Source organism: Rhodovulum sp. YNF3179 (genome assembly GCF_050586465.1).
Taxonomy (GTDB): Bacteria; Pseudomonadota; Alphaproteobacteria; order Rhodobacterales; family Rhodobacteraceae; genus CAJXYS01.
Window position 1 is genome coordinate 464,439 of record NZ_JBOCEG010000001.1, and the last position, 24,736, is coordinate 489,174.

Sequence of the window (24,736 nt, forward strand, 5' to 3'; positions counted from 1 at the left end):
TGACAGGGCCTAGCTTGTCCGGCTAGACTCTCGTCGCTGGGCCGGACCGGTCTTGGCAGAGAGGTACCAGTTTGACGGGTAAAGGTCACGACACGGGCGCGGGCAGGCGCTTTCTCTTCCTGCAGGGGCCGCACGGCCCGTTCTTCTGGACGCTCGCGCGGATGCTGCGATGTGCCGGGGCCGACGTGGCGCGGGTCGGCTTCAACGCGGGCGACGCCGCCTTCTGGCCCGACCGCGCAAGCTACATCCCCTATCTCGGCCCGGCGGCGCGCTGGCCTGAAAGCCTTGCCGCGATCTGCGCGGAACGCCGGATCACCGATATCGTGCTCTATGGCGACACGCGCCCCGTCCACGCCGCGGCAGCGGCGCATGCGGCCGCGCAGGCGATCCGGCTCCATGTCTTCGAGGAGGGATATCTGAGGCCCTACTGGGTCACCTATGAGCGTGGCGGCGCAAACGGACATTCGGCCTTGATGCGGATGAGCGTCGCTGAAATGCGGGCCGATCTGGCCGGCATCGACCCCGACCTGCCGGAGGCCCCCGCCCGCTGGGGTGACCTGCGCCAGCACGTCTTCTACGGCGCGCTCTACCATTTCCACGTCCTGTGCCGGAACCGGGCCTACCCGTTGTTCCGCCCGCACCGGAGCCTGACCGTCGCAGAGGAATTCCGGGTCTATCTGCGGCGTCTGGTGACGATGCCGGTGCAGGCGCTGCGGCGCCACATCGCGACGCGGCGGGTCAGGACCGGCGGGTTCGCCTATCACCTCGCCCTGCTGCAGCTGCCGCATGATGCCTCCGTGCTGGCCCACAGCCCCTTCGCGGGCATGGAGGCGTTTCTGCGCCTCTGCATCGCGGAATTCGCCGCCGGGGCCCCGGCCCATCACCGGCTGGTGGTCAAGGCGCATCCGCTCGACGACGGGCGCCGGCCGCTGCGGCGCGTGACACGGGACCTGGCGCGGCGCCACGGGATCGGGGACCGTGTCCATTTCGTGCAGGGCGGCAAGCTTGCCTGGCTGCTCGATCACGCGCAAAGCGTGGTGACCGTGAACTCCACCGCCGCGCAGCAGGCGCTTTGGCGCGGCATCCCGGTGCGCGCCTTCGGGCAGGCGGTCTATGCCAAGCCGGAATTCGTGTCCGCCCAGCCGCTGGCGGCGTTCTTCGCCGATCCCGCGCCGCCCGACAGCCGGGCCTATCGCAGCTTTCGCCAGTATCTCCAGGAAACGAGCCAGGTGCCCGGCAGCTACTACTCGGCGGCGGGCCGCCGCCGGCTGGTCCGCCGCGTGACCGACATGCTGCTCGCGCCGGAAGATCCTTACGGCGCACTCAGGACCCGCAGCCGGCAAGGAATGGCCGGCGCATCGATGCCACACCCGTTCCGGGTTGTGGGTGGCCGGGAACGGTAGGACTGGTTTCAGGAAGGCATTTTCGCTATGGTTGTCCAAAATATAAAGGCAGGCAAGAGCAGCGAGGGACCCCCATTGCTGACATTCGGAACGGGGAAGAAGGCCAGGACCCTGGTCCTGACGGCGCTTGTCATTGCGCTTTCGGGCTGCGCATTGCCGCGGCCGGGGCCGAGCAAGCAGGAAATATTCGCGGGATCCGTGCAGCGCGAGGGCGACGCTTTCGTCGTCACGGTCAATGATCACGTCACGCGCGCCACGGCGGTCCGCCCGGCGCTGGGCTTCGGCGCCGCGTTCCGGTCCGCCGGGCGCATCGGGTCCGACACGATCCGCCCCGGCGACGTGCTCGGACTGGTGGTCTACGAGAACATCGAGGACGGGCTTCTGACCGCCGGTCTCTCCGGGCCGGCACCGCTCGACGAGATCCAGGTTGACAGCAGCGGCCACATCTTCGTGCCCTATGCCGGGCGCCTCCTTGCCGCGGGCAAGTCGCCCGAGGAGCTGCGCCGGCTCCTGACCCGCAAGCTGGACGCGCAGACGCCGGATCCGCAGGTCCAGGTCAAGCGCCTGGCCGGCGACGGCGCAACCGTCGCGCTGATGGGCGATGTCGGGGCAGAGGGGGTCTACCCGATCGAGCGTTCCACCCGCACGCTGTCCGGCATGCTGGCCAGGGCGGGCGGCGTGTCGATCGCCTCCGACGTGGCACAGATCACCGTCGTTCGCGGCAACCGGCGCGGCCGGGTCTGGCTGCAGGATCTCTACGACCATCCCGAGGCCGATATCGCGCTGCGTCCGGACGATCGCATCATCGTCGAGAAGGACCGGCGCGCCTTCACGGCGCTTGGGGCCACGGGGGCGCAGTCGCTGGTCGATTTCAACACGCGCAACCTCTCGGCGCTGGAGGCCATCGCCCAGGTCGGCGGGCTGAGTTCGGACCGCGCCGATCCGACCGGCGTCTTCGTGTTCCGCAACGAGCCTGCCGAGACCGCGCGGCGCGTCCTGGGGCGCGACGACCTCGCGGGCACCCAGAGGATGGTCTATGTCCTCGACCTGACCGAGCCGAACGGCATGTTCCAGGCCCGCGATTTCCTGATCCGCGACGGCGATACCGTCTATGTCACCGAGGCTCCCTACGTTCAGTGGCAGAAGACGCTGTCCGCGCTGACCGGGTCGGTGGGAACCGTCAGTTCGGTGAATTCCCTGGCCAACGGCAGCTGAGGCCCGGCCGTGCCCGGCTCCGGCGCCGAGAGAGCCCGTCGCGACACCGCCGCGGCGGCGGCCCGGCCTGTCTATGCGTTCAGCGCGGGTTTCTTCCGCCGGCCGTGGCTGCGGCGCCTCTTGGCGGTGGCGGGGTATGAGCTGCGCTTCGGTCTGCCGGGCGATGGCGATCTCGTGGCCGTCTGGGGGCGCGGACCGACGGCCTGGCGGGGCGAGGCGGTGGCGCGTCGACGCGGGGCGCAGCTGTTGCGGATCGAGGACGCGTTCCTGCGCTCGCTGCATCCCGGCCGGTCGGGCGGTCCTCCGCTCGGTCTGCTGATCGACGGCGAAGGTGTCCATTACGACGCGGGCCGGCCCAGCGCGCTGGAACGTCTGCTGGCGGGGGCGCGGCTGGACGACGCGGCGCTGATCGCGCGCGCCGAGGCCGGCATGGCCCGCATGCGGGCGGCACATCTCGGCAAATACGCCGCCTGCGACCCGGACGAGGATCCGCCCCCGCCCGGATACGTGCTGGTCGCGGACCAGGTGCGCGGGGATGCGGCGATCCGCCATGGCGGTGCGTCGGCGCAGACTTTTACCGCGATGCTCGCGGCGGCCCGCGCCGCGCATCCCCGGGCCCGCATCGTCATCAAGACCCATCCCGAAACCGCCGCCGGTCACCGGGCCGGTCATCTCACCCCCCGCGATCGCGATGGCCGGACGGACCTGCTGACCGCCCCGGTCTCGCCATGGCGGCTTCTCGACGGCGCGGCGGCGGTCTACACGGTCAGCTCGCAACTTGGCTTCGAGGCGATCCTTGCCGGGCATCGCCCCGTCGTTTTCGGCCAGCCCTTCTACGCGGGCTGGGGGCTGAGCGAGGATCGCAACCCGCCGCCGCGGCGCGGCCGGTCGCTGACGGCGGCACAGCTCTTCGCGGCGGCGATGCTGGAGGCGCCGGTCTGGTATGACCCGTTCCGCGACCAGCGCGCGGACTTCGAGACGGCGCTGGAAATCCTCGAGGCCGAGGCACGGGCCTGGCGGGCCGACCGCCGCGGTTACGTCGCGCTCGGCATGCGGCTCTGGAAGCGGCCGCAGGTGGCGCGGGTTTTCGGCACGGCCGGGCGCGGCGTGCGCTTTGCCGACGGCGCGGACAGGGCGCTCGGCCGCGCGGCGCGCGAAGGGCGCGACCTGCTGGCCTGGGCCGGGACAGCGCCCGACGGGATCCGGGACGCGGCGCGGCGACAGGGCGTGCGGTGCCTCGCCGTCGAGGACGGCTTTCTGCGGTCGCGCGGGCTGGGCGCGGCGCTGGTGCCGCCGCTCTCGCTGGTGGCCGACGATCTCGGCATCTACTACGATCCCGGCCGCGAAAGCCGGCTGGAGCGGCTGATCGCGGACTCCGCCGATCTGCCCGGATGGGCACTGGATCGCGCCCGGCGGCTGCGCGCGCAGCTGACCGCGGCCGGGCTGACGAAATACAATCTCGGCGGCGGCTTGCCCGCGCTGCCGCGTGATCGTCCGGTCATCCTCGTGGCCGGTCAGGTGGAGGACGACGCGTCGGTTCTCCGGGGCGCCGGGGCGGTTCGCGGTAATCAGGCACTGCTCGAGGCCGCGCGCCGCGCCCATCCGGACGCCTGTCTCGTCTACAAGCCGCACCCCGACGTGGAGGCCGGGCTGCGCCCGGGCGTGATCCCGGCCGCGCCGCTCGCCGCGCTGGCGGACGTGGTGGCGGCCGACGCCGACCCGGCGGCGTTGTTCGGGCGGGTCGACGCGGTCTGGACGCTCACCTCGCTGCTCGGGTTCGAGGCGCTCCTGCGCGGGGTGCCGGTGACCTGTCTCGGGGCGCCGTTCTACGCGGGCTGGGGCCTGACCGAGGATATCGGCCCGGTGTCCGCGCGCAGGCGGGCGCGGCCGAGCCTGGACGCGCTGGTCCACGCGGCGCTTATCGCCTATCCGCGTTACGTCGATCCGCTGTCGGGGCGGCCCTGCCCGGTCGAGGTCGCCGTCGACCGGCTGGGCGCCGGGATCGTGCCCCGCCCCGGCCCCGTCAATCGCGGCCTGTCGAAGCTGCAGGGCGTGTTTGCCGGACAGGCCTGGATCTGGCGGGGCTAGCTCAGGCCCGGTCCCAGAGCTGCATGGCGTCGTCACCGATGGCCCGCGTCTCGCGCAGGGTGAACCGCGGCGCCGCCGCCAGGCGGTCCAGGCCCATGGCGCCGAGCGCCGGTCGCCCCTCGGCGCCGATCGCGAGGCCGGCGGAAAACGTCACCAGCGCGTCGGCGCACCCGGCCGAGAGCAGCGCGGCGGCCAGTGTTCCGCCGCCCTCGCAGAACACGCGTGTCAGCCCGGCCGCGCCGAGTTGCCCCAGCGCGTCGGCGATGTCGAGATGTCCGTCAGGGCCGGTTTCACAGGGCAGCAGGCGTGCCCCGGCCCGCGTCCATGCCTGCCGCGCGGCCTCTGGCGCTTCGGCACCGTGGCAAAGCCAGACCGGCACCTCGCGCGCGGTGCGGCCAAGCCGGCTCTCGGTCGACACAGAAAGCCGGGTGTCGCAGATCACGCGCACCGGCTGGTGTCCCATGCCAAGCCCCCGCACGGTCAGCGCGGGGTTGTCGGCCCGTGCCGTGGCGCTCCCGACCATAACGGCGTCGTGGCGCGCGCGCTGGGCATGCACCTCGCGCCGGGCCGCCGGTCCCGTGATCCAGCGGCTTTCGCCGTCGGCGGTCGCGATCCGCCCGTCGAACGTGGCGGCAAGTTTCAGCGTCACCATCGGCCGCCCCGCACTTACGCGCAGCAGGAAGCCGCGGTGATCGCGCCTGGCCTCGTCGCAGCGCAGCCCCGTCTCGACGGCGATGCCGGCGGCGCGCAGCCGACCGTGCCCACCCCCCGCCACCCGCGGATCCGGGTCTTCGAGTGCCGTGACGACCCGCGCGACACCGGCTGCGGCCAGGGCATCGGCACAGGGCGGGGTCTGGCCATGATGGGCACAGGGTTCGAGGCTGACATAGGCGGTGGCGCCCCGCGCCGCGGCGCCGGCCTGGGCGAGGGCCTGCGTCTCGGCATGGGGTCGGCCGCCCGGCGCCGTCCAGCCCCGGCCGTGCAGGCGGCCATCCTTCACGATCACGCAGCCGACGGCGGGGTTTGGCCAGACACGTCCCATGCCGCGCCGGCCCAGCGCCAGCGCCAGGCCCATCCAGCGGTCGTCGCCGGGCAGGGGCACGGGATCAGTCTTCGGCCGGGGCGGGCGGGCGCAGTTCCGAGACGAAGCTCTCGAAATCCTCAACCGCCTGGAAGTTCTTGTAAACGCTGGCGAAACGGACATAGGCCACGGTGTCGATCCGCGCCAGCGCCTCCATCACGATCTCGCCAATGGTCTTCGAGGGAATGTCGGTCTCGCCCATGCTCTCGAGGCGGCGGACGATCCCCGAGATCATCTGCTCCATCCGCTCGGGATCGACCGGGCGCTTCTGCAGGGCGATCCGGATCGAGCGTTCCAGCTTGTCGCGGTCGAAATCTTCGCGCTTGCCGTTGGACTTGATCACCACGAGGTCGCGGAGCTGCACGCGCTCATAGGTGGTGAAACGCCCGCCGCAGGCCGGACAGAACCGTCGCCGCCGGATCGAAACGTGATCCTCGGCAGGCCGGGAATCCTTCACCTGCGTGTCGATGTTTCCGCAAAACGGGCAGCGCATCGCCTCTCCCTCGGTGGTGGTGGCCTGTTATCCACAGAGACTATAGGGGAGCCGCCATAATTTGGGTAGGGGGCAATTGCCGCCCCAATATGCAGAGGAGCCGCCCCTGGGCCCTGCCGGGCACGCACGGACTTGCCTGTGCCGGCCCGGCATGATCCCCTGCCGCAGGGAGGTTCCTTGGCCGACCGGAGCGGTGACGACCGGGGCGGCACGCCGAACGCGAACCGCCCGTAGCGGCGCGGCCCGGTCTGCCGTCGGCGGTCCGCCAGGCGGTGGATGCCGATCCGGGCGCGTCATCGGACACGGGCAGGATTTCCAGCGGCTGGAGACGGTTTTTCCCCCGGCATCCGGACATCCCCGCGAAGGATGCCGTGCTTTTCGACATCTCGGGGTGAACCGTTGCGCGTCCCGTGCGTTGGCCGGGGCCATGACGCATTGAAAAAGGAGATAGCCGATGCGCCGCAGAACATTGCTCATCACCGGGGCCTCGACCGGCATCGGGGCGGCCACCGCCCGCGCCGCCGTGGCTCGTGGCTGGAATGTCGGGCTCTTCGCCCGAAGCGCCGAGAAGCTCGCCGCGCTCGCCGACGAACTCGGCGATGCCGCGCTGGTGGTGCCGGGGGACGTGACGCGCGAGGCCGATATCGCCCAGGCCGCCGATCGGGTGGCCGGGCATTTCGACCGGCTCGACGCCGTTTTCGCCAATGCGGGCATGGGGCTCGACACGCCGGGAACCGAGGCCGGCGATCCGGAGGAATGGCGGCGCATGCTCGACGTCAACATCATGGGGGTTCTGCTGACCACCCGCGCGGCCCTGCCGCATCTGCGCGAGACGCAGGGCCATCTCGTCCTGACCGGATCGGCGGCCGGGCGCCGGCATATCCCGGGCTCGATCTACGGGTCCAGCAAATGGTTCGTGCACGGCTATGCCGGCAACATGGCCGAGGAGATGGCCGAATGGGGCGGGCGGTGCACGGTGATCGCGCCGGGCATGGTCGACACGCCCTTCTTCGACGCGCCGAAACCGGACAAGCTGCAGGCCGAGGACGTGGCCGATGCCGTCCTCTACGCGCTCGAGGCCGATCCGCGTGCCGCGGTGCGCGAGGTATTCCTGATGCCGCGCAACTAGGAACGTCCCGGGGCGGGGCTGCGTTGGCCCCGTGCAAGCAAGGAAAGGAGGCTCCCATGAGTATCGCACGCGTTACCGAGATTTCCGCGACATCGCCCACGAGTTTCGACGATGCCGTCAAACAGGGGATCGAGCGCGCCTCCAAGACGCTCCGCCATATCCAGGGCGCCTGGGTCAAGGACAACAACGTCGATGTCGAGAACGGCGCGGTGACGGCCTACCGGGTCAACATGCAGGTGACCTTCCTGCTGGACGACTGACGCGGGCCGGCGCCGGGCGTCAGCGCGAAAGATGCGCCGCGACCTGCCGCCGGTGGGGCGCGGCGCGATGTTCGAAGAGATAGATACCCTGCCACGTGCCGAGGCGGGGCCGCCCGTCCCGCACCGGAATCGACAGGCTGACCGGCATCATCGCCGCCTTGATGTGGGCCGGCATGTCGTCGGGGCCTTCCATGCGGTGGGTGAGGTAGGCCATGGACGGATCGTCCGCCGGCGGCACCAGCCGGTGGAAGAAGGCCGCGAGATCGCGGCGGACGTCGGGGTCGGCATTTTCCTGGACCAGAAGCGAGCAGGAGGTGTGGCGTACGAAGAGCGTCAGGACGCCGTCGCCCGCATCCCGGCACCACGCGCAGACCTCGTCGGTGAACTCGTAGAGCCCGGGGCCGCGCGTGGCGATGGTGAAGGTCGTTTGCATCCCGTGCCGCCCGGGCCCCGTGGCCGTCAGTCGAAGAGCCGCATGCCCTGCTGGTCGATCATCTGCCTGGCCTTGCGCAGCGCGGCGGTCTCCGCCTCGTCCCGGTCGCGCAGCATGTCCGCGCGGATCAGGTGATGATGCCGGGTCTCCCCGTCCTCGGTCTCCGCCTCGATCCGGGCGGCCAGCCGGAACTGGCCGCCTTCGGGGATCGGCTCGGGCGTGATGCGGAAGCCCTTGTACTCCTCGGTCTCCGCGGCACGCGCCGCGTCGGAGCCGCCCGCGCCGCCACCGGTGCCGAAGAGTTTGGAAAGTAGGGACATCTGGGCCTCCGTTCAGTGTCGTTCTAAGGCTAGCCGATTGCGCCGTCTTGGCAAACCTCACGTCCGCTGTCTTAGGTATCCGGCGCCAGGCCGTGCGAAGACCTTCAGTGCGGGAGGCGTCGCCTACGTCATGCTCAGGCGTTTTCAGTGGCGTCATGCGACGGTGAACGCATATCGTTACAAAACTCCCGCAGGGCGTGAACGAGACCGACCCGAGCTTCGGGGTGAAACCTCAAGTCAGCATCGGCAAGGTTACCACCTGCCGCGATCCACTTCCTGCCGGCCGAAGCGGCCGCGTCGGCATTTCTATCATCATTGATTTCGTAGGAGTAGCGCCCCTTTTCGAAGGCATTTCGAAGATCATCGAACAACTTCTTAAGGTCGTCGAGCGCCGGCTCCACTGCGAGCCGGCATTTGGCCTCGTTGTATATCTTGTCTCGGCTGTCCTCTGAGAGCATGTTCCAAATCTTCCAATAATCATGGGAAGGTGGCCGAAACTCGGTCTCCAAGAGGACGGCCGCCTTGAGATAAATCTCAAAACCGATGATCCCCAGCATCGACACCCCGTTTTCACTGTAACAGCCGATAGAAGAAAGTTGGTCGGCGTCGGCCAGATACCCTTCAGCGACGTCAATCATCCGGCGGGCGATCTCGTCGGCCTGGGCGCCTTCAAAGTTCGGCACGGTAGGCCGCCCCGTCACTGATCCAGGAACGACCGCAGCTTGCGCGACCGGCTCGGGTGCTTGAGCTTGCGCAGCGCCTTGGCCTCGATCTGGCGGATCCGTTCGCGGGTCACCGAGAATTGCTGGCCCACTTCCTCGAGCGTGTGGTCGGTGTTCATCCCGATGCCGAACCGCATGCGCAGCACCCGCTCCTCGCGCGGCGTCAGCGACGAGAGCACGCGGGTCGTGGTCTCCTTCAGGTTTTCCTGGATCGCGCTGTCGAGCGGCAGGACGGCGTTCTTGTCCTCGATGAAGTCGCCGAGCTGGCTGTCCTCCTCGTCGCCGATGGGCGTCTCGAGCGAGATCGGCTCCTTGGCGATCTTCATCACCTTGCGCACCTTCTCGAGCGGCATCTGCAGCTTCTCGGCCAGCTCCTCGGGCGTCGGCTCGCGTCCGATCTCGTGCAGCATCTGGCGGCCGGTCCGCACCAGCTTGTTGATCGTCTCTATCATGTGGACCGGGATGCGGATCGTGCGGGCCTGGTCGGCGATCGAGCGCGTGATCGCCTGCCGGATCCACCAGGTCGCGTAGGTCGAGAACTTGTAGCCGCGGCGATACTCGAACTTGTCGACCGCCTTCATCAGCCCGATGTTGCCCTCCTGGATCAGGTCCAGGAACTGCAGCCCGCGATTGGTGTATTTCTTGGCGATGGAGATCACGAGGCGCAGGTTGGCCTCGACCATCTCCTTCTTGGCGATACGCGCTTCCTTCTCGCCCTTCTGAACCTGGGCGACGATGCGGCGGAATTCCTCGATGTCGAGGCCGACATACTGGCCCACCTGGGCCATCTCGGCGCGCAGTTCCTCGACCTTGGGCCGCGAGCGGTCGGTCAGGGTCTGCCAGCCGCGGCCGGGCTTCTCGGCCATGCGGTCGATCCAGTTCGGGTCCAGCTCGGCCCCGCGATAGGCGTCGACGAACTCGCGGCGGTTGATGCGGGCCTGGTCGGCCAGCTTCACCATGCTCGAGTCGATCGACATGATCCGGCGGTTGATCCCGTAGAGCTGGTCGATCAGCGCCTCGATACGGTTGTTGTGCAGGTGCAGCCCGTTCACCAGCTCGACGATCTCCGAGCGCAGCGCCTGGTACTCGTCTTCCTCCGAGGAGGAAAAGGTCGAGCTTTCGTTCAGCGTCGCCGAGAGCCGGTTGTCCTGCATCTCGGAGAGCTGCGCGTAATCGGCGGCGATCCGGTCGAGGGTTTCCAGCACCCGCGGCTTCAGCGCGGCCTCCATCGCGGCGAGCGACATGCTCGCCTGGTCGTCTTCCTCGTCCTCGCCGTCCTCGCTTTTGATCGGGTTGCCGTCGGCATCGTATTCGGGCGCCTTCTCGGCAGATCCCTCGGAGGACTTCTCGGCCGGTGCGGCGGTCGTGTTGGCCGCTTGCAGCTCGTCGACGACGGCGCCGTCCTCGTCGCCCTCCATCCCGCTGCCGAAGGTGGCCTCGAGGTCGATCACGTCGCGCAGCAGGATGTCTTCGTTCAGAAGCTCGTCGCGCCAGATCGTGATGGCCTGGAAGGTCAGCGGGCTCTCGCAGAGCCCGGCAATCATGGTGTTCCGGCCGGCCTCGATCCGCTTGGCGATGGCGATCTCGCCCTCGCGCGACAGCAGCTCGACCGAGCCCATCTCGCGCAGATACATCCGGACCGGGTCGTCGGTGCGGTCGAGCGTCTCAGAACTCGACTGCGCGACCGTCACTTCCTTGGAGGTCGACGTCTCGACCACTTCCGTGGCGCCCTGGTCCTCCTCGGCCTCTTCCTCCTCGATCACGTTGATGCCCATCTCCGAGAGCATCGACATCACGTCCTCGATCTGCTCGGAGCTGACCTGGTCGGGGGGAAGGACCTGGTTGAGCTGGTCATAGGTGATGAAGCCCCGGGCCTTGGCGTCCGCGATCATCTTCTTGACCGCGGCCTGGCTCATGTCGATCATCACTTCGGTATCTGACTGCTCTTCCGGCTTTTCGGCTTCGGTATCCTTGGCGGCCATCCGTCTCTCCTCTGGCGCGGAACTGATTCGCTCGTTCCGGCTTCCCGCGAATCAATCCTGACACCCGGTGATTCGCAAATCAATTTCCCATCGCGGGCGCAGAGCGCCCTGCGCTAGCTGTCCTTCCGGTCCCCGTCTAGCCCGAGAGAGCCCAGCAAATCCTGGAATTGCCGGCGTTCCTCGCGGTTCATCTTGGCGCCGCTCGGCGCGATATCGTATTCCGCCTTGTCGTCCGCCGTCGTCCGTCCCGCGGCGTTGCGCGCCTCGGCGGCCTGCGAGAGCCGCCATGTCAGCCCCTCGTCGGCGAGCCGGGCGACGTCCTGCATCGCTTCGTCCACCTCGCGCCGTGCCCCGCGCCGCGCGGAAAGTTTCGCCAGTTCCTCGGCCAAAGTCATCTGGGCCAGGTCCGGGTCGTCCCGGCGGCGGATGGCGGGCGCGATCTGCACATGGCTGAGGGCAAAGAGCTTTTCAAGAGGCGCCGCGCCCAGCTCGGCCTCGATCGCGTCACGCAGCCCGGCCGCGTCGGCCCCGTGCCGGTGGCCGTGGCGCAGCAGCGCCGCGTGGATCGGCGCCAGGTCGGGCGCCGTGCACTCCAGCGTCTCGAGGGCGCTCTCGAAAGGCTCGATCACCTCCGGGTGGGTCAGCGCGATGGCCAGGATGACGGCCTCGTGCAGGCGATCCTCGACCCCGCCGCCCCCCTGGCGCGCCAGGATCGAGTCGCGGGTCGTGGCCATCGGTACCGCATGTGCCGGCCGGCGCGGCGTCCAGCCCCGTCCGGCCGCGCCCCGTGCCTGGGGCCGCCCCCCGCCGAAAAGTTCCGCGCGCAGCCGCTTCACCTCGGCGAAGTAGTGGTTGCGGATCGAGGTGTCGCGGATCTGCCCGATCACCTGTTTCAGCCGCGAATCGAGCGCGGCGCGCCGTTCCGGGCTGTCGAAGACATGGCCCTCGGTCTCGCGATCCCAGAGCAGGCGGACCATGGGCTGCGCGTTCTCGACCAGCCGGCGCATCGCGCCCGCGCCCTCGGCCCGGATCAGGTCGTCGGGATCCATCCCCTCGGGCATCAGGCAGAAGCGCAGCGACCGGCCGGCCTCGAGCAGCGGCAGCGCCAGGTCGATCAGCCGCCGCGCCGCGCGCAGGCCCGCCGTGTCGCCGTCGAGCGCGATCACCGGCTCCGGGGCGAGTCGCCAGAGCAGGCGCAGCTGGTCCTCGGTGATGGCGGTGCCGAGCGGGGCCACCGTCGCGCCGAGCCCCGCCTCGACCAGCGCGATCACGTCCATGTAGCCCTCGGTCACGATCAGCGGCTCGCCCTTGCCCGCCGCGGTGCGCGCGGGGCCGTGATTGTAAAGCGTGCGGCCCTTGTCGAAGAGCGCGGTCTCGGGCGAGTTCAGGTATTTCGCGCCGTCCTCCGGATCCATCGCGCGGCCCCCGAAGGCGATGCAGCGCCCGCGCGGATCGCGGATCGGGAAGATGATGCGGTTGCGGAAGGTGTCGTAAGGCTTGCCGCCGCGCGACGAGGGCTTGGCCAGCCCACAGTCGAGGATCGTCTGTGCATCCACGCCCGCCCCGGTCAGGTGATCCCAGAGCCCCTGCCAGGCGTCCCGGGCGAAGCCCAGCTCGAACCGCTCCTGCGCCTCCGGCCCGAGGCCACGACCCTCCAGGTAATCCCGCGCCGGGGCCGCCGCGCCGGTCTTGAGCTGCGTCCTGAAATGGCGCAGCGCCATTTCCATCACCTCGGCCAGCCGGCTGTTCCGGTCCGCCTTCTCCTTGGCTTCGGGGTCGCGCCTCGGCATCTCCATCCCGGCTTCGCGGGCGAGGATCTCGATCGCTTCCATGAAACCGACGTTCTCGGTCTCGCGGACGAAGGAGATCGCATCGCCCTTCGCGTGGCAGCCGAAGCAGTAGTAGAAGCCCTTGCGATCGTCGACGTGGAAGGAGGCGGTCTTTTCCTGGTGGAAGGGGCAGGGCGCCCACATGTCGCCCTTGGCCTGGTTCGATTTCCGCGTGTCCCAGATCACCTTGCGCCCGGCCACCTGCGAGAGCGAGGTGCGGTTGCGCAGTTCGTCCAGGAATCCGGGGGGCAGGCTCATGTTCCGAATATCGTGCGCCGTCCCGGCGCTGGCAAGGCCGGAAAGCCGCGCGGCCCCGGCCGCGCGGCGATTCGATGCGCGCCGCGCGGGGGATATTTGTGCCACTTGGATGCAGGCACGGACTCCCCGCTTCCAAGTGGTCCAAATATCCTCGCGCCGCAGGCGCGAAACCGTGGCGCGCCGGTCAGCGGTCGGTCTCGACCGCGATGCGCTGGCGGAGCGCGCCCGTCTCGCGGTCGAAGATCAGGATCTCGTCCGCCGCCGTGACGACGGCATACCAGTCGCCCGCCTGGGTGAAGGCCGTGGCGCGGGTGCCGTCTGGCAGCGCGATGGTCTCGGGCAGCGGCGCGGGGGGCGTCACGTCCGGCAGACGGATGACAAGCAGCGTCACCAGCGCTACAAGCCCCGCGATCATGGTGATCATCAGCACGATCACCAGCCCCTGCAAGAGCCGCAGCCCGCGCGGCATCGCCACCGGTTCCGGAGCCTCGTCCATGGTCGATCCTTCCTCGCGCATCCTTCGGGTGGAGATCGGCGCCGATCCCGCCCCGCGCCTTGATAAGGCCTTGGGCGCCGCGGTGCCAGAGGCGGCTGCGCTGTCGCGCTCGCGCCTGGCGCGGCTGATCGCCGAAGGCGCGGTGCGGCGCGACGGTGCCCCGGTCACCGATCTCAAGCACAGGCCGCACCCGGGCGAGGTCTACGAGATCCGGCTGCCCGAGGCCGCCGAGCCCGCGGCCCGTCCCGAGCCGATCCCGTTGGACATCCGCTACGAGGATCCGGATCTCGTCGTGGTCGACAAGCCCGCCGGCATGGTCGTGCACCCGGCGCCCGGGGCCTGGACGGGCACGCTGGTCAACGCGCTGCTTCACCATTGCGGCGACAGCCTCTCCGGCATCGGGGGCGAGAGGCGCCCGGGCATCGTGCACCGCATCGACAAGGAGACCTCGGGGCTGCTCGTCGTGGCCAAGACCGACCGCGCCCATCACGGCCTGGCCCGGCAATTCGCGGCGCACACGGTCGACCGGCATTACCGTGCCCTCTGTCACGGGGTGCCCGACCGGGCCGATCCGCGGCTGGCCGGGATGGCGGGGATCAGCTTCGAGCCGGGCGGCGTTATCCGGATCGCCGCCGCCATCGCGCGCCACAGGACCGACCGCCAGCGCATGGCGGTGACCCGCAGCGGGGGGCGGCACGCGGTGACGCGGCTGCGCGTGCTGGAAGCTTTCGCCGGTGCCGCGGCACTCCTCGACTGCTGGCTCGAGACGGGGCGGACCCACCAGATCCGGGTGCATCTGGCGCATGTCGGCCACGGGCTGATCGGCGACCCGGTCTATGGCCGGCGCCGCCTGGCCGGGCGCGGTCTCGCCCCGGGCGCCCCGGAGCAAGCGGCGGCCTTTCCGCGCCAGGCGCTGCATGCCGCGACGCTCGGCTTCACCCATCCCGTCACCGGCGCGGCGCTGGCCTTCGAGAGCCCGCTGCCGCCGGATTTCGCGGCGCTTCTGGCCGCGCTGCGTGGCGATGGCTGACCCGTCACGGCGCCGCACGGCTGCGTGAGCGCGTGTTTCAAGTGCTGGAATCCGCCGGGCCAGCCGTTAAACTTCTGTCAACGCTTCGGAACTAGAGGCGGGGCGCGCGGTTTTGGCCTTGAAGCCCCTGCCGAGGCTCCATAGCTCTGACCGGGTCCGCCAGCCCGGAGAAAGGGACAGTCTCATGAGTTACGCAAATCTGCCCGCCCCGTCGCCGGAACAAGGTCTGAACCGGTATCTCCAGGACATCCGCAAGTTCCCGATGCTGGAGCCCGAAGAGGAATACATGCTGGCCAAGCGCTGGGTGGACCACCAGGACACCGAGGCCGCGCACCAGCTCGTGACCAGCCACCTGCGTCTGGCCGCAAAGATCGCCATGGGATATCGCGGCTACGGCCTGCCCACGGCCGAGGTGATCTCGGAGGCCAATGTCGGCCTGATGCAGGCCGTCAAGCGCTTCGATCCCGAGAAGGGGTTCCGCCTGGCGACCTACGCGATGTGGTGGATCCGCGCCTCGATCCAGGAATACATCCTGCGATCCTGGAGCCTGGTGAAGATGGGCACGACGAGTGCCCAGAAAAAGCTCTTCTTCAACCTGCGCAAGGCCAAGGCGCGCATCGGCGCGCTCGAAGAGGGCGACCTGCGCCCCGAGAACGTCAAGCAGATCGCCCATGACCTGAACGTCACGGAGGACGAGGTCATCGCCATGAACCGCCGGCTTTCGGGGTCGGACGCGTCGCTCAACGCGCAGGTCGGCGCCGAGGGCGAGACGACGACCGAATGGGTCGAGTGGCTCGAGGACGAGGACGCCAACCAGGCCGAGGCCTATGCCGAGCAGGACGAGCTTCAGTCGCGGCGGGAGCTGCTGGTCGAGGCGATGGAGGTCCTGAACGACCGCGAGAAGGACATCCTGATGCAGCGCAAGCTGCGCGACACGCCCGCCACGCTGGAAGAGCTTTCCGGCCAGTACGGCGTCAGCCGCGAGCGCATCCGCCAGATCGAGGTGCGGGCCTTCGAGAAGATCCAGAAGAAGATGCGCGAGCTGGCGCGGGAACGGGGCATGTCGAACGGCGCCGCGGCCTGAAGGGTTGCGCCGCGCGGCTGGGCGCGTAGGCTCGGGGCGGGAGGATCGCCCGATGACCGACACCGTGCGCTGGGGCGTGCTTGGCGCGGCCAAGATCGCCCGGACCGCGCTTTGCCCCGCCATACATCTCGCCCGGGACGGGGTGCTGGCCGCGCTGGCCACCCGCTCGGCGGGGAAGGCGGCGCCGTTCACCCGCCGCTATCCGGGCCTGCGGGTGCACGAGACCTACGATGCGCTGTTGGCCGACCCGGAGATCGACGCGGTCTACATCCCGCTGCCCAACGAACAGCACGTGGACTGGACGCTGCGGGCGCTCGACGCCGGCAAGCACGTGCTCTGCGAGAAGCCGATCGCGCTGGCGTCCGGCGAGATCGACCGGCTGGTCGCGCGGCGCGACGCGACCGGGCTGCTGGCGGCAGAGGCCTTCATGGTGGTGCACCACCCGCAATGGGCCCGCGTGCGCCAGCTGCTGGCGGAAGGCGCGATCGGGCGGCTGGCCGAGGTGCAGGGCGTCTTCACCTATTACAACGACGACATGGGCAACATCCGCCAGCACGCCGCCCATGGCGGCGGCGGGCTGCGCGATGTCGGGGTCTATCCCATGGTCACGACACGGTTCGCGACAGGCGCCGAGCCGGACGCGGTGACCGCCCGGCTCACGCGCGAGAACGGGGTGGATGTCTATGCCCGGGTCTGGGCCGATTTCCCCGGTTTCGCGCTGTCCTTCTACTGCGGCATGCGGATGCTGCGCCGCCAGGAGATGGTGTTTCACGGCACCGAGGGCTGGATCAGGCTGCAGGCTCCCTTCAACCCGAACATCTACGCCGACGGGCGGCTCGAGTGGCGGCGGCCGGACGGCGTCGAAGAGGTCGAGACCTATACCGGGATCGACCAGTACGTCCTGCAGATCGAGGCTTTCAACGACTCGGTCCTGACCGGTGCGCCCTTTGCCTGCCCGTTGGAATTTTCGCGCGGGAACCAGGCGGCCATCGATGCCGTTTTCTCGGCAGCCGAATGATCCCGGGTTGAGGCAGGTCAAGGACTGGTGCCCGCCTCCCGGGGCAGGATCGGCTGCAGAACGAGACACTGCCTGTGGAGATCAGAATGAAACCGGTTCGCACATTGGTGGTTTTGGCTAACGAAGGCACAGTACGCTTTCTCGAGAACGAGGGCGTCGGCAAGGGGCTGACCGAGATTGCCACCTACGACGCCGATGCAGAACGGATCGCGGAGACCGAGTTCGCCGACCAGCCGGGGCGCTCGCGCGGCGCGCCGGGGCAGGCGCGGCACGGCTACGCGCCGCCCGAAAGCGAGCGCGAACATGCGCGGGCGCTCTTTGCCGACCGCGTGCTGGCCGAGTTGCGCTCGGCCTGGAACGCGGGCGTCCATGATCGCCTGGTGATCGCCGCGCCGCCCAAGATGCTGGGCGAGCTGCGCGCGCGGCTGGACACGCTGTCGGATCACGTGACGGCCGAGCTGGACAAGGATCTGGTGAAAATCCCGCTGCGCGACCTGCCGGGGCACTTCTCGGATGTCGCGGCCTTCTGAGGAGCGGAAGAGATGACCCATCGCGACCCCGCGGGCGAAGACGGCGAAGCTCTCGCCCGGGACGGCATCTGGATGCGCGGGCTCTGGATGCTCGTCCTCGTCTTTCTCTTCGGGCTGGCCGAGGCGGTGCTGTTCGCCGCGACCGTCGTCCAGTTCCTGTGGATCCTGGTCAAGCGCGAGCGGAACCGGATGATCGCCGATTTCGGCGCCGGTCTCGCCAACTGGCTGGCGATCACCGCACGCTACCAGACCGGCCAGAGCGACCGGAAACCCTTTCCTTGGACGGCCTGGGAATAGGCCCTCGGGCCTATTCCTCCATCGCTTCCAGCTCGTCGATCATCGCCGCGATCATGTCGAGTCCCTTGTCCCAGAACCGCGGGTCGCTGGCATCCAGGCCGAAGGGCGCCAGCAGATCCTTGTGGTGCTGTGATCCGCCCGCCTTGAGCATGTCGAAATACTTGTCCTGGAAGCTGTCGCCGCCCTCGGCATAGACGGCATAGAGCGCGTTCACCAGCCCGTCGCCGAAGGCGTAGGCGTAGACGTAGAAGGGCGAGTGGATGAAATGCGGGATATAGGCCCAGAAGGTCTCGTAGCCCTCCATGAAGCGGAAAGCGGGGCCGAGGCTCTCTTCCTGGACCTGCATCCAGATCGCGTTGATGTCGTCCGGCGTCAGCTCGCCCTGGCGCCGCGCGTCGTGGACCCGGCACTCGAAATCGTAAAAGGCGATCTGGCGCACGACCGTGTTGATCATGTCCTCGACCTTGCCGGCCAGCAGCGTCTTGCGCTCGGCCTGGGTCTCGGCGGCATCGAGCAGCTTGCGGAAGGTCAGCATCTCGCCGAAGACGCTCGCGGTCTCGGCCAGCGTCAGGGGCGTCTGCGACAGGAGTTCGCCCTGGCCCGCGGCCAGCACCTGGTGGACCCCGTGGCCAAGCTCATGGGCCAGGGTCATCACGTCCCGCGGCTTGCCGAGATAGTTGAGCATCACGTAGGGATGCACGTCCACGACGGTCGGGTGCGCGAAGGCCCCGGGCGCCTTGCCGGGCTTCACGCCGGCGTCGATCCAGCCCTTGTCGAAAAACGGCTGCGCAAGTTCCGCCATGCGCGGCGAGAAGCCCGCATAGGCGTCGAGAACGGTGGTCTTGGCGGCCTCCCAGTCGTAGACGCGGGGCTCGTCGGTCGGCAGCGGCGCATTGCGATCCCAGATCTCGAGCTTGTCGAGCCCCATCCATTTCGCTTTCAGCGCATAGTAACGGTGGCTGAGTTTCGGATAGGCGGCGACCACCGCGTCGCGCAGCGCCTGCACCACCTCGGGTTCCACGTCATTGGCGAGGTGGCGCGACGTCTGCGGGGTCGGAAGGCCCCGCCAGCGGTCCTCGATTTCCTTTTCCTTGGCCAGCGTGTTGGTCACCCGCGCGAAAAGCGGCAGCCTGTCCCGGAACACCGCCGCCAGCGCCTGCGCGGCCGTCTCGCGCCGGGCGCGATCGGTGTCGGTCAGCAGGTTCAGCGTGGACTCGAGCGGCAGCGCCTCGCCGTCGACCTCGAAGGTCAGCCCGGCCATCGTCTCGTCGAAGAGCCGGTTCCAGGCCGCGGCGCCCACCACGGACTGGTCGTGCAGGAACTTCTCCAGCTCGTCCGACAGCTGGTAGGGCTTCATCGCGCGCATCCGGTCGAACACCCGGCGGTAGCGCGCGAGATCGGCGTTCTCGGCGAACCAGCCCTCCAGCGTTGCGTCGGGGATGCGGTTCACCTCGAGCGAGAAGAAGACCAGCGGCGTGGTAAAGCTGGTCAGCCGATCCTGCAGGTCGCCCAGGAGCTTGCCGCGCTCGGGGTCGGTCGTGTTCTGGTGATAGCGCAGGCCGGCATAGGACATGATGCGGCCGGCGACGATGTCGATCTTCTCGTAGCGCAGCACGCAGTCGAGCATGCCCTTGGCATCGAGCCCATCCAGCCGGCCCTGGTAGTCGCGGGCGAAATCGGCGCAGGCGGCCTCGAGCCAGTCGAGATCGCGCTTCAGTTCCGGCGCGTCCGGGCTTTCATAGAGGTCCGTCAGGTCCCATTCCGGCAGGTCACCGAACGCGCCCCCCTGCGCATCGCGCGCATCTCGGGGAAACGCGGGGCGGGTCGGGCGCGGGGAATGGGTCATGCGGGATCCTCTCTGACTGTTTCAGATCGACATAGGCCGGGGCATGGCCAGGCTCAACCCCGCGCGTCCTGCGCCGCGGATCAGGCCCTCAGAGCTCGATCTCGCCGCCATCCGACGGGGGCAGGTCTTCCTGCGGGGCGGGGGCATCCGGCTTGCGGCGGATGATGATATCCCCGTTCGGCAGCATCTCGGGCGCCTCGTAGGCCGACAGGTCGTCGATCATCGACTGCAATTCCTCGATCACTGGGGCCAGCTCGCCGAGGATCGCCTCGAGGATCAGGCGCGTGCCCTCGGACAGGCGGTCCATGCCTTGCTGCAATTTCCGATCGTCCTGCGCGCCGCTGTCCGGCACGTCCTGTGCGGCGGCGGGGGCGACGGCAAGCATCGCGGCGAGGAGAAAGGCGGCGGGGCGTGTCATGCCGTGAATATGGGGCGTCCCGCGCCCCCTGTGAAGATCAGAAATCCAGATCCACCGTGACGGGGAAGTGGTCCGACGCGGCCAGCAGCGCCGCGTGCAGTTCCGGCGTGGCGTAGCAGACCGGATCGTCGAAAGGGTGCCAGATCCGCCAGCGCGGCCGGTGCGCACAAAGATCGTGCGACAGCATCACGTAGTCCAGCAGCGCGTTCAGGTAGCGGTTCTCGTGCTGGATGTAGAAGCGCGCGGTCGTCTGCCGCGGCCCGACCGGTTGCAGCACCGCCTTGCGGGCATGGGGATCGTGAAGCGTGAGCCGCTCGTCGTCCCCGTCGCCGTCGAAACCGGCGACGATCTCCATCGCCGACCGGCCGAAGAGCTTTTCGTATTCGTCGAGCCCGGGACCGTCGTTGAGATCGCCGAGCACGATCAGGGGCTCCCCGGCGCGGAGATGGCGCTCGATCCGGCGCCGGAGCCAGATGCACTGCGCGAGCTGCGTGCGCCGGGCCTGGATGGCCAGCCGGGTCAGGGCCTCGGGTGTCTGGGCGCCGTGCGGGGCCTTGGACTTGAGATGCACCCCGATCATCCGGAAGGCCGGGCCCGCGCGCGGCGTCACCGCAAGCTCCAGCGGCGGTTTCGAGAACCGGATGACCTCGGGCGCGCTGTCGACGTCCACGTCCCAGCGGAAGGCCGAGTCGAAGCGCGGCGCCCCGTCCGAGCCTTTCTTGCCGGCCGGCTCGCCGATCGGGTCATGCCGCGCGGACAGGGTGTCGGGGTCGTAGAGCAGCGCGATCTCCTGCTGGGTGTCGTTGAGAAACCCCGTCACCGCCTTGCGGGTCCTTAGGTCGAACGCCGCCGCGAAACCCTCCAGCGCAAGCGCGGTGGAGCGTCCGTTGCCGTTGCCGCCGTCGGGTGCCTCGATCACCATGACGGCGTCGGAATCGAGGGCGGTGAACACGATGCCGAGCGCCTCGGCCTGGTCGCGGCGCGTCACCCCGTGTCGCCCCGAGGGCGCTGCGTCCGCCGCGAGCCGGTTCTCGCCGTCGAAGAGCGCGTTGAACCACTCGATGTTGTATGTCGCGATCCGCATCGGCATCAGGCGGCGCGGTCGCCGCTGATCTCGTCCCAGGCCTCGTTCAGCGCCACGAGCCGTTTCTCGGCCAGCTTCACCGCCTCTTCGGGCACGCCCCGCGCGAGCATCCGGTCGGGATGCGTCTCGCGCACGCGGGCGCGCCAGTGGCTGCGGATCTCGTCGAGGCTCATCTCCGGCGTGACGCCGAGCACGTCGTAGGGGTCGGGCTGCGCGTCCGGGACGAACCGGGTCCGGATCGAGCGGAAACAGCTGTCCGACAGGCCGAAGATCCCGGCCGTGCGGGCCAGGAAGTCGTCCTCCTTGGGGTGATAGGTGCCATCGGCCATCGCGATGTGAAAGAGTCCCTCCATCAGGTCGATCAGGACCTCGTGATCCCCGTCGAACATCGTGGCGATCCGCCGGGCGTAATCCTCGTAGCCGGTGACGTCCTGGCGCGCGAGATTGAAGACCCGCGCGGCGTTCTTTTCCTCCTGCGGGGGGATGGTGAAGACCTGCCGGAAGGCCGTGACCTCGTCGCGGGTGACCTGCCCGTCGGCCTTGGCCATCTTGGCGCCCAGCCCGATCACCGCGATGGCGAAGGCCACCGAGCGTTCGGGCGGCGTGCGCAGCCGCTCCAGCACGGCCGCCAGGGTTTCGCCCTTGCGGAGCGCGGAGAGGGCATCGGCGATACGGGTCCAGAGCGACATGGGCGGCCTGCTGTCTTGCGCGCCCCGAGGCTACACGTCCCGCGCGCCGATGTCACCGCGGGGCGCCCGCGCCGGCCCTGCGTCAGAGCGTCTTTCGCATCAGCACGAGATCGTGGAACCGGCCGAACTTCCAGCCGACGTCGGGCAGGGTGGCGGCGTGGGCGTAGCCGATCGCGGTGTGAAAGGCGATGGCGCCGGGGTTCCCGGCACTGATCCCGGCCCACATGGAATGGACGCCGCGCGCGCGGGCATGGTCTTCGAGCGCGGCCATGAGCCGGCGGCCCGTCCCGCGCCCCGTCGCCCCGGGGGCCAGGATGACCGTGTGTTCCATCGTGCGGGCATAGCCCGCGCCACCGCGGAACTGGCCATAGGTGGCAAAGCCGACGGGTCCCGCCTCGTCTTCGGCGACGAGGAAGGGCAGCGCCGCCCCGGCCTTCTCGTCGATGAGCGCGGCGATCTCTCGCGGGGTCTTCTCCACGCTGTTGAAGGTGATCTCCGTGTCGCGGATCACGTGGTTCCAGATCGCGGCGATGGCCGCGGCGTCCGCCTGCGTGGCTGTCCGCAGCCGCATCTCAGCCGCCGCCGAGATGGGGGTAGGCGGCGGCGTAGCGCGCCCATTTGTGTTCGCCGCACACGACGGGCGCATAGCGGGGCGGGCTGTCCGGCCCGGTGCAGGCCGCGAGCGGCGCGACCACCGTCTCGGCGTCGAAGTCGAAGAAGAACGGCAGCGAATAGCGATCCCGCCCCGAGACGTTGATGACGCGGTGCAGGTTCGCCAGGTAGCGGTCGTTGGTCAGCCGCTGGAGCATGTCGCCCACATTGATGACGAAGGCGTCCGGCACCGGCGGCGCCTCGATCCAGACCCCGTCGCGGTTCATCACCTGCAGCCCGCCCGCGTCGTCCTGCGCGAGGATCGTCAGGCAGCCGTAATCGGTATGCGCGCCGATCCCGATCAGGCTGTCGTCGTCGACCCGCGTCTGCGGCGGGTAGTGCAACATCCGCTGGATGCCGATCGGCTCTTGCATCAGCGGGGCGAAGTGATCGGCCGGCAGGCCGAGCGACAGCGCGATCCCGGCCATGATCTGCCGGGCCAGGTCCAGCATCGCGTCCTGATAGGCCATCATGTCGGCGCGGAACTCCGGCAATGATGGCGGCCAGGGCGTCGGGCCGAAGAAGGGCCGCACGCGCCCGTCCGCGGCCTCGCGCCCGAGATCGAAGATTTCCTTCAGGTCGCGCGTTCGGCCGGGATCGTTGGTCTCGCCGAAGAAGCCGGTATAGCCATGCAGCGCGGGGCCCGAACCGGTGATGTGCAGCGCCGTCTTGTCTTCCTCGGGCAGGGCGAAGAAGGCTTCGGCGGCCGCGAAGGCGCGGGCGGTGACGTCTTGCGCCACGCCGTGTCCGGTCACGTACATGAAGCCGATATTGCCCAGCGCGTGGGCGATCCGCGCGGCCAAGGCGGCGGTGTCGCCGCCGGTGCGCAGCGGCGTCAGGTCCACCGCCGGCACATGGTCCAGCGCCAGGCGTTCGGCGCGCAGCCGGTCGTCGAGAAGGCCGATCAGGTCGTCGGGCATGAGGCGTCCCCGCGTGGTTTCGCCAGATATCGCGGTGCAGCCCGGGATTTGCAAGACACCCCCCTTATCGGGTGATCTGGATCAAGGGCGTCGGCCATGGCCTCGGCTATGCTCCCGCCATCACCCGGCATGCCCGCGGCGTGCCAGTGCGGAGGGAAGCCATGACCGAGAAACCGGACGCGAAACCGACCCATTACATCAACGTGCCCGAGGCCGTGGGCGTCTTCGACAGCCACGAGGGTCTGCAGGCCGCGATCTATGACCTGATGATCGCCGGGTTCAGCCGGTTCGACATCAGCGTGCTGGCCAACGAGAAGGTGCTGGAGGAAAAGCTCGGCAACGCCTTCTGGCGGGCCGAGGAGCTGGAAGACGAGCCGGAGGCGCCGCGCGCGCATTTCGTCTCCGAGGAGGCGCTGGGCGAATTCGAGGGCGGCCTGGTCGGGGGCTTCTTCTTTCTCGGCTCGGCCATCGCGATGACGGCGATGCTGACCCCGGCGAGCACGCTGGCGGCCTCCATCGCGGCGGTGGCGATCGGCGGCACGCCGGGCGCGGCCATCGGCGCCGTCCTGGCACGCCGGGCCAACCGCGAGCACAAGGAATACTACGAGAACCAGGTCCGCCATGGCGGCATCCTGCTCTGGGTGCGGGTGGGTTCGCCCGAGAAGCGCGAGAAGGCGGTGAAGATCCTCGAAGGCCATTCCGGCCGCGACGTCCACATCCACGACTGGAGCGAGTGACGCCCTAGACCGCGGGCGCCCCGGCGCCGTCACGGGCGGCGAAACGGCGGCCGCGGCGCTCCACCGTCCAGGCGCGCGGCGGCGCGGTGCGCGCGCGGCGCCGTTCCAGCCGCCAGAGGCTGACATCCTCGGCGTGGCGGGGGGCGAGATGCCAGCGGCTCTCCACCCCCGGTGCACCGCCGGCGCCGGGGATCAGCAGCACGCCCGTGGGGGTGCCGTGCCCCTCGGCCGCGCCGGTCTCGGCGGCGAGATGCAGCCGGCGCACCGGCGTCAGTCCCGGCGGTTCGGGCAGCTCCACCACCGCCAGCGCAATCATGCCGCTGCGCAGCGTCTCTTCCATGCACCAGAGCAGGTCCTCCGCCCGTTTCGGCGTGGCCTCGATCAGCCGGGCCGGGTCCACGAGGGCGACCATGCCCTCGGGGTTGAGCGAGTCGGGCGCCCAGGCGGGCCGGATCCAGAGGATCGGTCCCGACGTCTCGCGCGCGAGCATCAGCGCAAGCGTACGCCGGGCCGGGCCGCAGAACTCATGCACCCGGCCCGGCGCGAGTTCCGGCCCGTCGAGAAAGCGCATCCCCGGCCGGGGCCGGGGCGCACCGCGAGTCAGCAAGGCGGAATCCATGCGGGAAACCGTAGCCTGTTCTTCTTATGTTCTCAAGCATCGCGATCCCGTGGCGGTCCGGGAAGAAGGGGTCACATTCGCATGTGAAATGGACTACGCTCGAC

General features: G+C 69.4%; 26 protein-coding genes. 11 read left to right on the forward strand and 15 right to left on the reverse strand.

Going from position 1 to position 24,736, the window contains the following annotated elements:
• The first annotated feature begins 71 nt into the window (after nucleotides 1–71).
• From ACQ5SP_RS02395 to ACQ5SP_RS02405, 3 genes are all read left to right on the forward strand, one after another.
• Nucleotides 72–1,403 (forward strand): capsule biosynthesis protein, encoded by a 1,332-nt coding sequence (locus ACQ5SP_RS02395; protein WP_430936037.1) that lies wholly within the window; start codon nucleotides 72–74, stop codon nucleotides 1,401–1,403.
• Between the two features lie 78 nt (nucleotides 1,404–1,481).
• Entirely contained in the window at nucleotides 1,482–2,618 is a 1,137-nt protein-coding gene (locus ACQ5SP_RS02400) for a polysaccharide biosynthesis/export family protein (protein WP_430936265.1), read from the forward strand.
• A gap of 9 nt (nucleotides 2,619–2,627) precedes the next feature.
• Nucleotides 2,628–4,706, forward strand: a complete 2,079-nt coding sequence (locus ACQ5SP_RS02405) for a capsular polysaccharide biosynthesis protein (RefSeq protein WP_430936039.1) — start codon at nucleotides 2,628–2,630, stop codon at nucleotides 4,704–4,706.
• 1 nt (nucleotide 4,707) lies between these two features.
• On the opposite strand, the gene ribD is transcribed toward ACQ5SP_RS02405, so the two are convergent.
• Together ribD and nrdR are read right to left on the reverse strand one after the other, a co-directional pair.
• Nucleotides 4,708–5,781 carry a bifunctional diaminohydroxyphosphoribosylaminopyrimidine deaminase/5-amino-6-(5-phosphoribosylamino)uracil reductase RibD gene (gene ribD, locus ACQ5SP_RS02410; RefSeq protein WP_430936267.1) on the reverse strand — a complete coding sequence of 358 codons (1,074 nt, stop codon included), beginning with the start codon at nucleotides 5,779–5,781 and terminating at the stop codon, nucleotides 4,708–4,710.
• A gap of 31 nt (nucleotides 5,782–5,812) precedes the next feature.
• Nucleotides 5,813–6,280: a transcriptional regulator NrdR gene (nrdR, locus tag ACQ5SP_RS02415; RefSeq protein ID WP_430936041.1), complete on the reverse strand. Its 468-nt coding sequence runs from the start codon at nucleotides 6,278–6,280 to the stop codon at nucleotides 5,813–5,815.
• A 454-nt stretch (nucleotides 6,281–6,734) separates the two neighbouring features.
• On the opposite strand from nrdR, the gene ACQ5SP_RS02420 reads away from it, so the two are divergent.
• Nucleotides 6,735–7,409 (forward strand): SDR family oxidoreductase, encoded by a 675-nt coding sequence (locus ACQ5SP_RS02420; RefSeq protein ID WP_430936043.1) that lies wholly within the window; start codon nucleotides 6,735–6,737, stop codon nucleotides 7,407–7,409.
• A 56-nt stretch (nucleotides 7,410–7,465) separates the two neighbouring features.
• Nucleotides 7,466–7,669 (forward strand): dodecin family protein, encoded by a 204-nt coding sequence (locus ACQ5SP_RS02425; protein ID WP_430936045.1) that lies wholly within the window; start codon nucleotides 7,466–7,468, stop codon nucleotides 7,667–7,669.
• Between the two features lie 19 nt (nucleotides 7,670–7,688).
• Here the strand turns inward: ACQ5SP_RS02425 and ACQ5SP_RS02430 are convergent, their stop codons facing one another.
• From ACQ5SP_RS02430 to ACQ5SP_RS02455, 6 genes are all read right to left on the reverse strand, one after another.
• Nucleotides 7,689–8,102: a secondary thiamine-phosphate synthase enzyme YjbQ gene (locus ACQ5SP_RS02430; protein WP_430936047.1), complete on the reverse strand. Its 414-nt coding sequence runs from the start codon at nucleotides 8,100–8,102 to the stop codon at nucleotides 7,689–7,691.
• A gap of 26 nt (nucleotides 8,103–8,128) precedes the next feature.
• Nucleotides 8,129–8,422 carry an HlyU family transcriptional regulator gene (locus ACQ5SP_RS02435; protein WP_430936049.1) on the reverse strand — a complete coding sequence of 98 codons (294 nt, stop codon included), beginning with the start codon at nucleotides 8,420–8,422 and terminating at the stop codon, nucleotides 8,129–8,131.
• A gap of 134 nt (nucleotides 8,423–8,556) precedes the next feature.
• Nucleotides 8,557–9,105 carry a hypothetical protein gene (locus ACQ5SP_RS02440; protein WP_430936051.1) on the reverse strand — a complete coding sequence of 183 codons (549 nt, stop codon included), beginning with the start codon at nucleotides 9,103–9,105 and terminating at the stop codon, nucleotides 8,557–8,559.
• A 14-nt stretch (nucleotides 9,106–9,119) separates the two neighbouring features.
• Nucleotides 9,120–11,126: an RNA polymerase sigma factor RpoD gene (rpoD, locus tag ACQ5SP_RS02445; protein WP_430936053.1), complete on the reverse strand. Its 2,007-nt coding sequence runs from the start codon at nucleotides 11,124–11,126 to the stop codon at nucleotides 9,120–9,122.
• Between the two features lie 113 nt (nucleotides 11,127–11,239).
• Nucleotides 11,240–13,213 (reverse strand): DNA primase, encoded by a 1,974-nt coding sequence (dnaG, locus tag ACQ5SP_RS02450; protein ID WP_430936055.1) that lies wholly within the window; start codon nucleotides 13,211–13,213, stop codon nucleotides 11,240–11,242.
• 184 nt (nucleotides 13,214–13,397) lie between these two features.
• Entirely contained in the window at nucleotides 13,398–13,709 is a 312-nt protein-coding gene (locus tag ACQ5SP_RS02455) for a DUF6476 family protein (RefSeq protein ID WP_430936057.1), read from the reverse strand.
• Here ACQ5SP_RS02455 and ACQ5SP_RS02460 point away from each other — a divergent pair.
• From ACQ5SP_RS02460 to ACQ5SP_RS02480, 5 genes are all read left to right on the forward strand, one after another.
• Nucleotides 13,708–14,739, forward strand: coding sequence for an RluA family pseudouridine synthase (locus ACQ5SP_RS02460; RefSeq protein WP_430936059.1), 1,032 nt, complete (start codon nucleotides 13,708–13,710; stop codon nucleotides 14,737–14,739). The two genes, ACQ5SP_RS02455 and ACQ5SP_RS02460, sit on opposite strands and share 2 nt — an antisense overlap.
• A gap of 184 nt (nucleotides 14,740–14,923) precedes the next feature.
• Entirely contained in the window at nucleotides 14,924–15,823 is a 900-nt protein-coding gene (gene rpoH, locus ACQ5SP_RS02465; RefSeq protein WP_430936061.1) for an RNA polymerase sigma factor RpoH, read from the forward strand.
• A 52-nt stretch (nucleotides 15,824–15,875) separates the two neighbouring features.
• Complete coding sequence (locus ACQ5SP_RS02470; RefSeq protein ID WP_430936063.1) at nucleotides 15,876–16,841, forward strand: Gfo/Idh/MocA family protein; 966 nt, start codon at nucleotides 15,876–15,878, stop codon at nucleotides 16,839–16,841.
• Nucleotides 16,842–16,927: 86 nt separating this feature from the next.
• A complete protein-coding gene (locus ACQ5SP_RS02475; RefSeq protein ID WP_430936065.1) occupies nucleotides 16,928–17,371 on the forward strand; it encodes a host attachment protein in 444 nt (147 codons plus the stop codon).
• Between the two features lie 12 nt (nucleotides 17,372–17,383).
• Entirely contained in the window at nucleotides 17,384–17,668 is a 285-nt protein-coding gene (locus tag ACQ5SP_RS02480) for a DUF4389 domain-containing protein (protein WP_430936067.1), read from the forward strand.
• Nucleotides 17,669–17,678: 10 nt separating this feature from the next.
• Here the strand turns inward: ACQ5SP_RS02480 and ACQ5SP_RS02485 are convergent, their stop codons facing one another.
• From ACQ5SP_RS02485 to ACQ5SP_RS02510, 6 genes are all read right to left on the reverse strand, one after another.
• A complete protein-coding gene (locus tag ACQ5SP_RS02485) occupies nucleotides 17,679–19,514 on the reverse strand; it encodes a M3 family oligoendopeptidase (RefSeq protein WP_430936069.1) in 1,836 nt (611 codons plus the stop codon).
• A gap of 88 nt (nucleotides 19,515–19,602) precedes the next feature.
• Complete coding sequence (locus ACQ5SP_RS02490; RefSeq protein ID WP_430936071.1) at nucleotides 19,603–19,932, reverse strand: AAA+ family ATPase; 330 nt, start codon at nucleotides 19,930–19,932, stop codon at nucleotides 19,603–19,605.
• A gap of 37 nt (nucleotides 19,933–19,969) precedes the next feature.
• Nucleotides 19,970–21,016, reverse strand: a complete 1,047-nt coding sequence (locus tag ACQ5SP_RS02495; protein ID WP_430936073.1) for an endonuclease/exonuclease/phosphatase family protein — start codon at nucleotides 21,014–21,016, stop codon at nucleotides 19,970–19,972.
• Nucleotides 21,017–21,021: 5 nt separating this feature from the next.
• The gene (locus ACQ5SP_RS02500; RefSeq protein WP_430936075.1) at nucleotides 21,022–21,705 is read right to left on the reverse strand and encodes a TerB family tellurite resistance protein; all 684 of its coding nucleotides are present in this window, start codon (nucleotides 21,703–21,705) and stop codon (nucleotides 21,022–21,024) included.
• Between the two features lie 82 nt (nucleotides 21,706–21,787).
• Entirely contained in the window at nucleotides 21,788–22,276 is a 489-nt protein-coding gene (locus tag ACQ5SP_RS02505; protein WP_430936077.1) for a GNAT family N-acetyltransferase, read from the reverse strand.
• A 1-nt stretch (nucleotide 22,277) separates the two neighbouring features.
• Nucleotides 22,278–23,276, reverse strand: coding sequence for an isopenicillin N synthase family dioxygenase (locus tag ACQ5SP_RS02510; protein WP_430936079.1), 999 nt, complete (start codon nucleotides 23,274–23,276; stop codon nucleotides 22,278–22,280).
• A gap of 161 nt (nucleotides 23,277–23,437) precedes the next feature.
• On the opposite strand from ACQ5SP_RS02510, the gene ACQ5SP_RS02515 reads away from it, so the two are divergent.
• Entirely contained in the window at nucleotides 23,438–24,013 is a 576-nt protein-coding gene (locus ACQ5SP_RS02515) for a hypothetical protein (RefSeq protein WP_430936081.1), read from the forward strand.
• A gap of 4 nt (nucleotides 24,014–24,017) precedes the next feature.
• On the opposite strand, the gene ACQ5SP_RS02520 is transcribed toward ACQ5SP_RS02515, so the two are convergent.
• Nucleotides 24,018–24,632, reverse strand: coding sequence for an ImuA family protein (locus ACQ5SP_RS02520; RefSeq protein ID WP_430936083.1), 615 nt, complete (start codon nucleotides 24,630–24,632; stop codon nucleotides 24,018–24,020).
• Nucleotides 24,633–24,736: the final 104 nt, after the last annotated feature.

Coding starts and splice junctions, on each gene's coding strand:
- ribD (WP_430936267.1), bottom strand. CDS start 5,781: ATGGGCCTGGCGCTGGCGCTGGGCCGGCGCGGCATGGGACGTGTCTGG.
- nrdR (WP_430936041.1), bottom strand. CDS start 6,280: ATGCGCTGCCCGTTTTGCGGAAACATCGACACGCAGGTGAAGGATTCC.
- ACQ5SP_RS02420 (WP_430936043.1), top strand. CDS start 6,735: ATGCGCCGCAGAACATTGCTCATCACCGGGGCCTCGACCGGCATCGGG.
- ACQ5SP_RS02425 (WP_430936045.1), top strand. CDS start 7,466: ATGAGTATCGCACGCGTTACCGAGATTTCCGCGACATCGCCCACGAGT.
- ACQ5SP_RS02430 (WP_430936047.1), bottom strand. CDS start 8,102: ATGCAAACGACCTTCACCATCGCCACGCGCGGCCCCGGGCTCTACGAG.
- ACQ5SP_RS02435 (WP_430936049.1), bottom strand. CDS start 8,422: ATGTCCCTACTTTCCAAACTCTTCGGCACCGGTGGCGGCGCGGGCGGC.
- rpoD (WP_430936053.1), bottom strand. CDS start 11,126: ATGGCCGCCAAGGATACCGAAGCCGAAAAGCCGGAAGAGCAGTCAGAT.
- dnaG (WP_430936055.1), bottom strand. CDS start 13,213: ATGAGCCTGCCCCCCGGATTCCTGGACGAACTGCGCAACCGCACCTCG.
- ACQ5SP_RS02460 (WP_430936059.1), top strand. CDS start 13,708: ATGGTCGATCCTTCCTCGCGCATCCTTCGGGTGGAGATCGGCGCCGAT.
- ACQ5SP_RS02455 (WP_430936057.1), bottom strand. CDS start 13,709: ATGGACGAGGCTCCGGAACCGGTGGCGATGCCGCGCGGGCTGCGGCTC.
- rpoH (WP_430936061.1), top strand. CDS start 14,924: ATGAGTTACGCAAATCTGCCCGCCCCGTCGCCGGAACAAGGTCTGAAC.
- ACQ5SP_RS02470 (WP_430936063.1), top strand. CDS start 15,876: ATGACCGACACCGTGCGCTGGGGCGTGCTTGGCGCGGCCAAGATCGCC.
- ACQ5SP_RS02475 (WP_430936065.1), top strand. CDS start 16,928: ATGAAACCGGTTCGCACATTGGTGGTTTTGGCTAACGAAGGCACAGTA.
- ACQ5SP_RS02480 (WP_430936067.1), top strand. CDS start 17,384: ATGACCCATCGCGACCCCGCGGGCGAAGACGGCGAAGCTCTCGCCCGG.
- ACQ5SP_RS02485 (WP_430936069.1), bottom strand. CDS start 19,514: ATGACCCATTCCCCGCGCCCGACCCGCCCCGCGTTTCCCCGAGATGCG.
- ACQ5SP_RS02490 (WP_430936071.1), bottom strand. CDS start 19,932: ATGACACGCCCCGCCGCCTTTCTCCTCGCCGCGATGCTTGCCGTCGCC.
- ACQ5SP_RS02495 (WP_430936073.1), bottom strand. CDS start 21,016: ATGCGGATCGCGACATACAACATCGAGTGGTTCAACGCGCTCTTCGAC.
- ACQ5SP_RS02500 (WP_430936075.1), bottom strand. CDS start 21,705: ATGTCGCTCTGGACCCGTATCGCCGATGCCCTCTCCGCGCTCCGCAAG.
- ACQ5SP_RS02505 (WP_430936077.1), bottom strand. CDS start 22,276: ATGCGGCTGCGGACAGCCACGCAGGCGGACGCCGCGGCCATCGCCGCG.
- ACQ5SP_RS02510 (WP_430936079.1), bottom strand. CDS start 23,276: ATGCCCGACGACCTGATCGGCCTTCTCGACGACCGGCTGCGCGCCGAA.
- ACQ5SP_RS02515 (WP_430936081.1), top strand. CDS start 23,438: ATGACCGAGAAACCGGACGCGAAACCGACCCATTACATCAACGTGCCC.
- ACQ5SP_RS02520 (WP_430936083.1), bottom strand. CDS start 24,632: ATGGATTCCGCCTTGCTGACTCGCGGTGCGCCCCGGCCCCGGCCGGGG.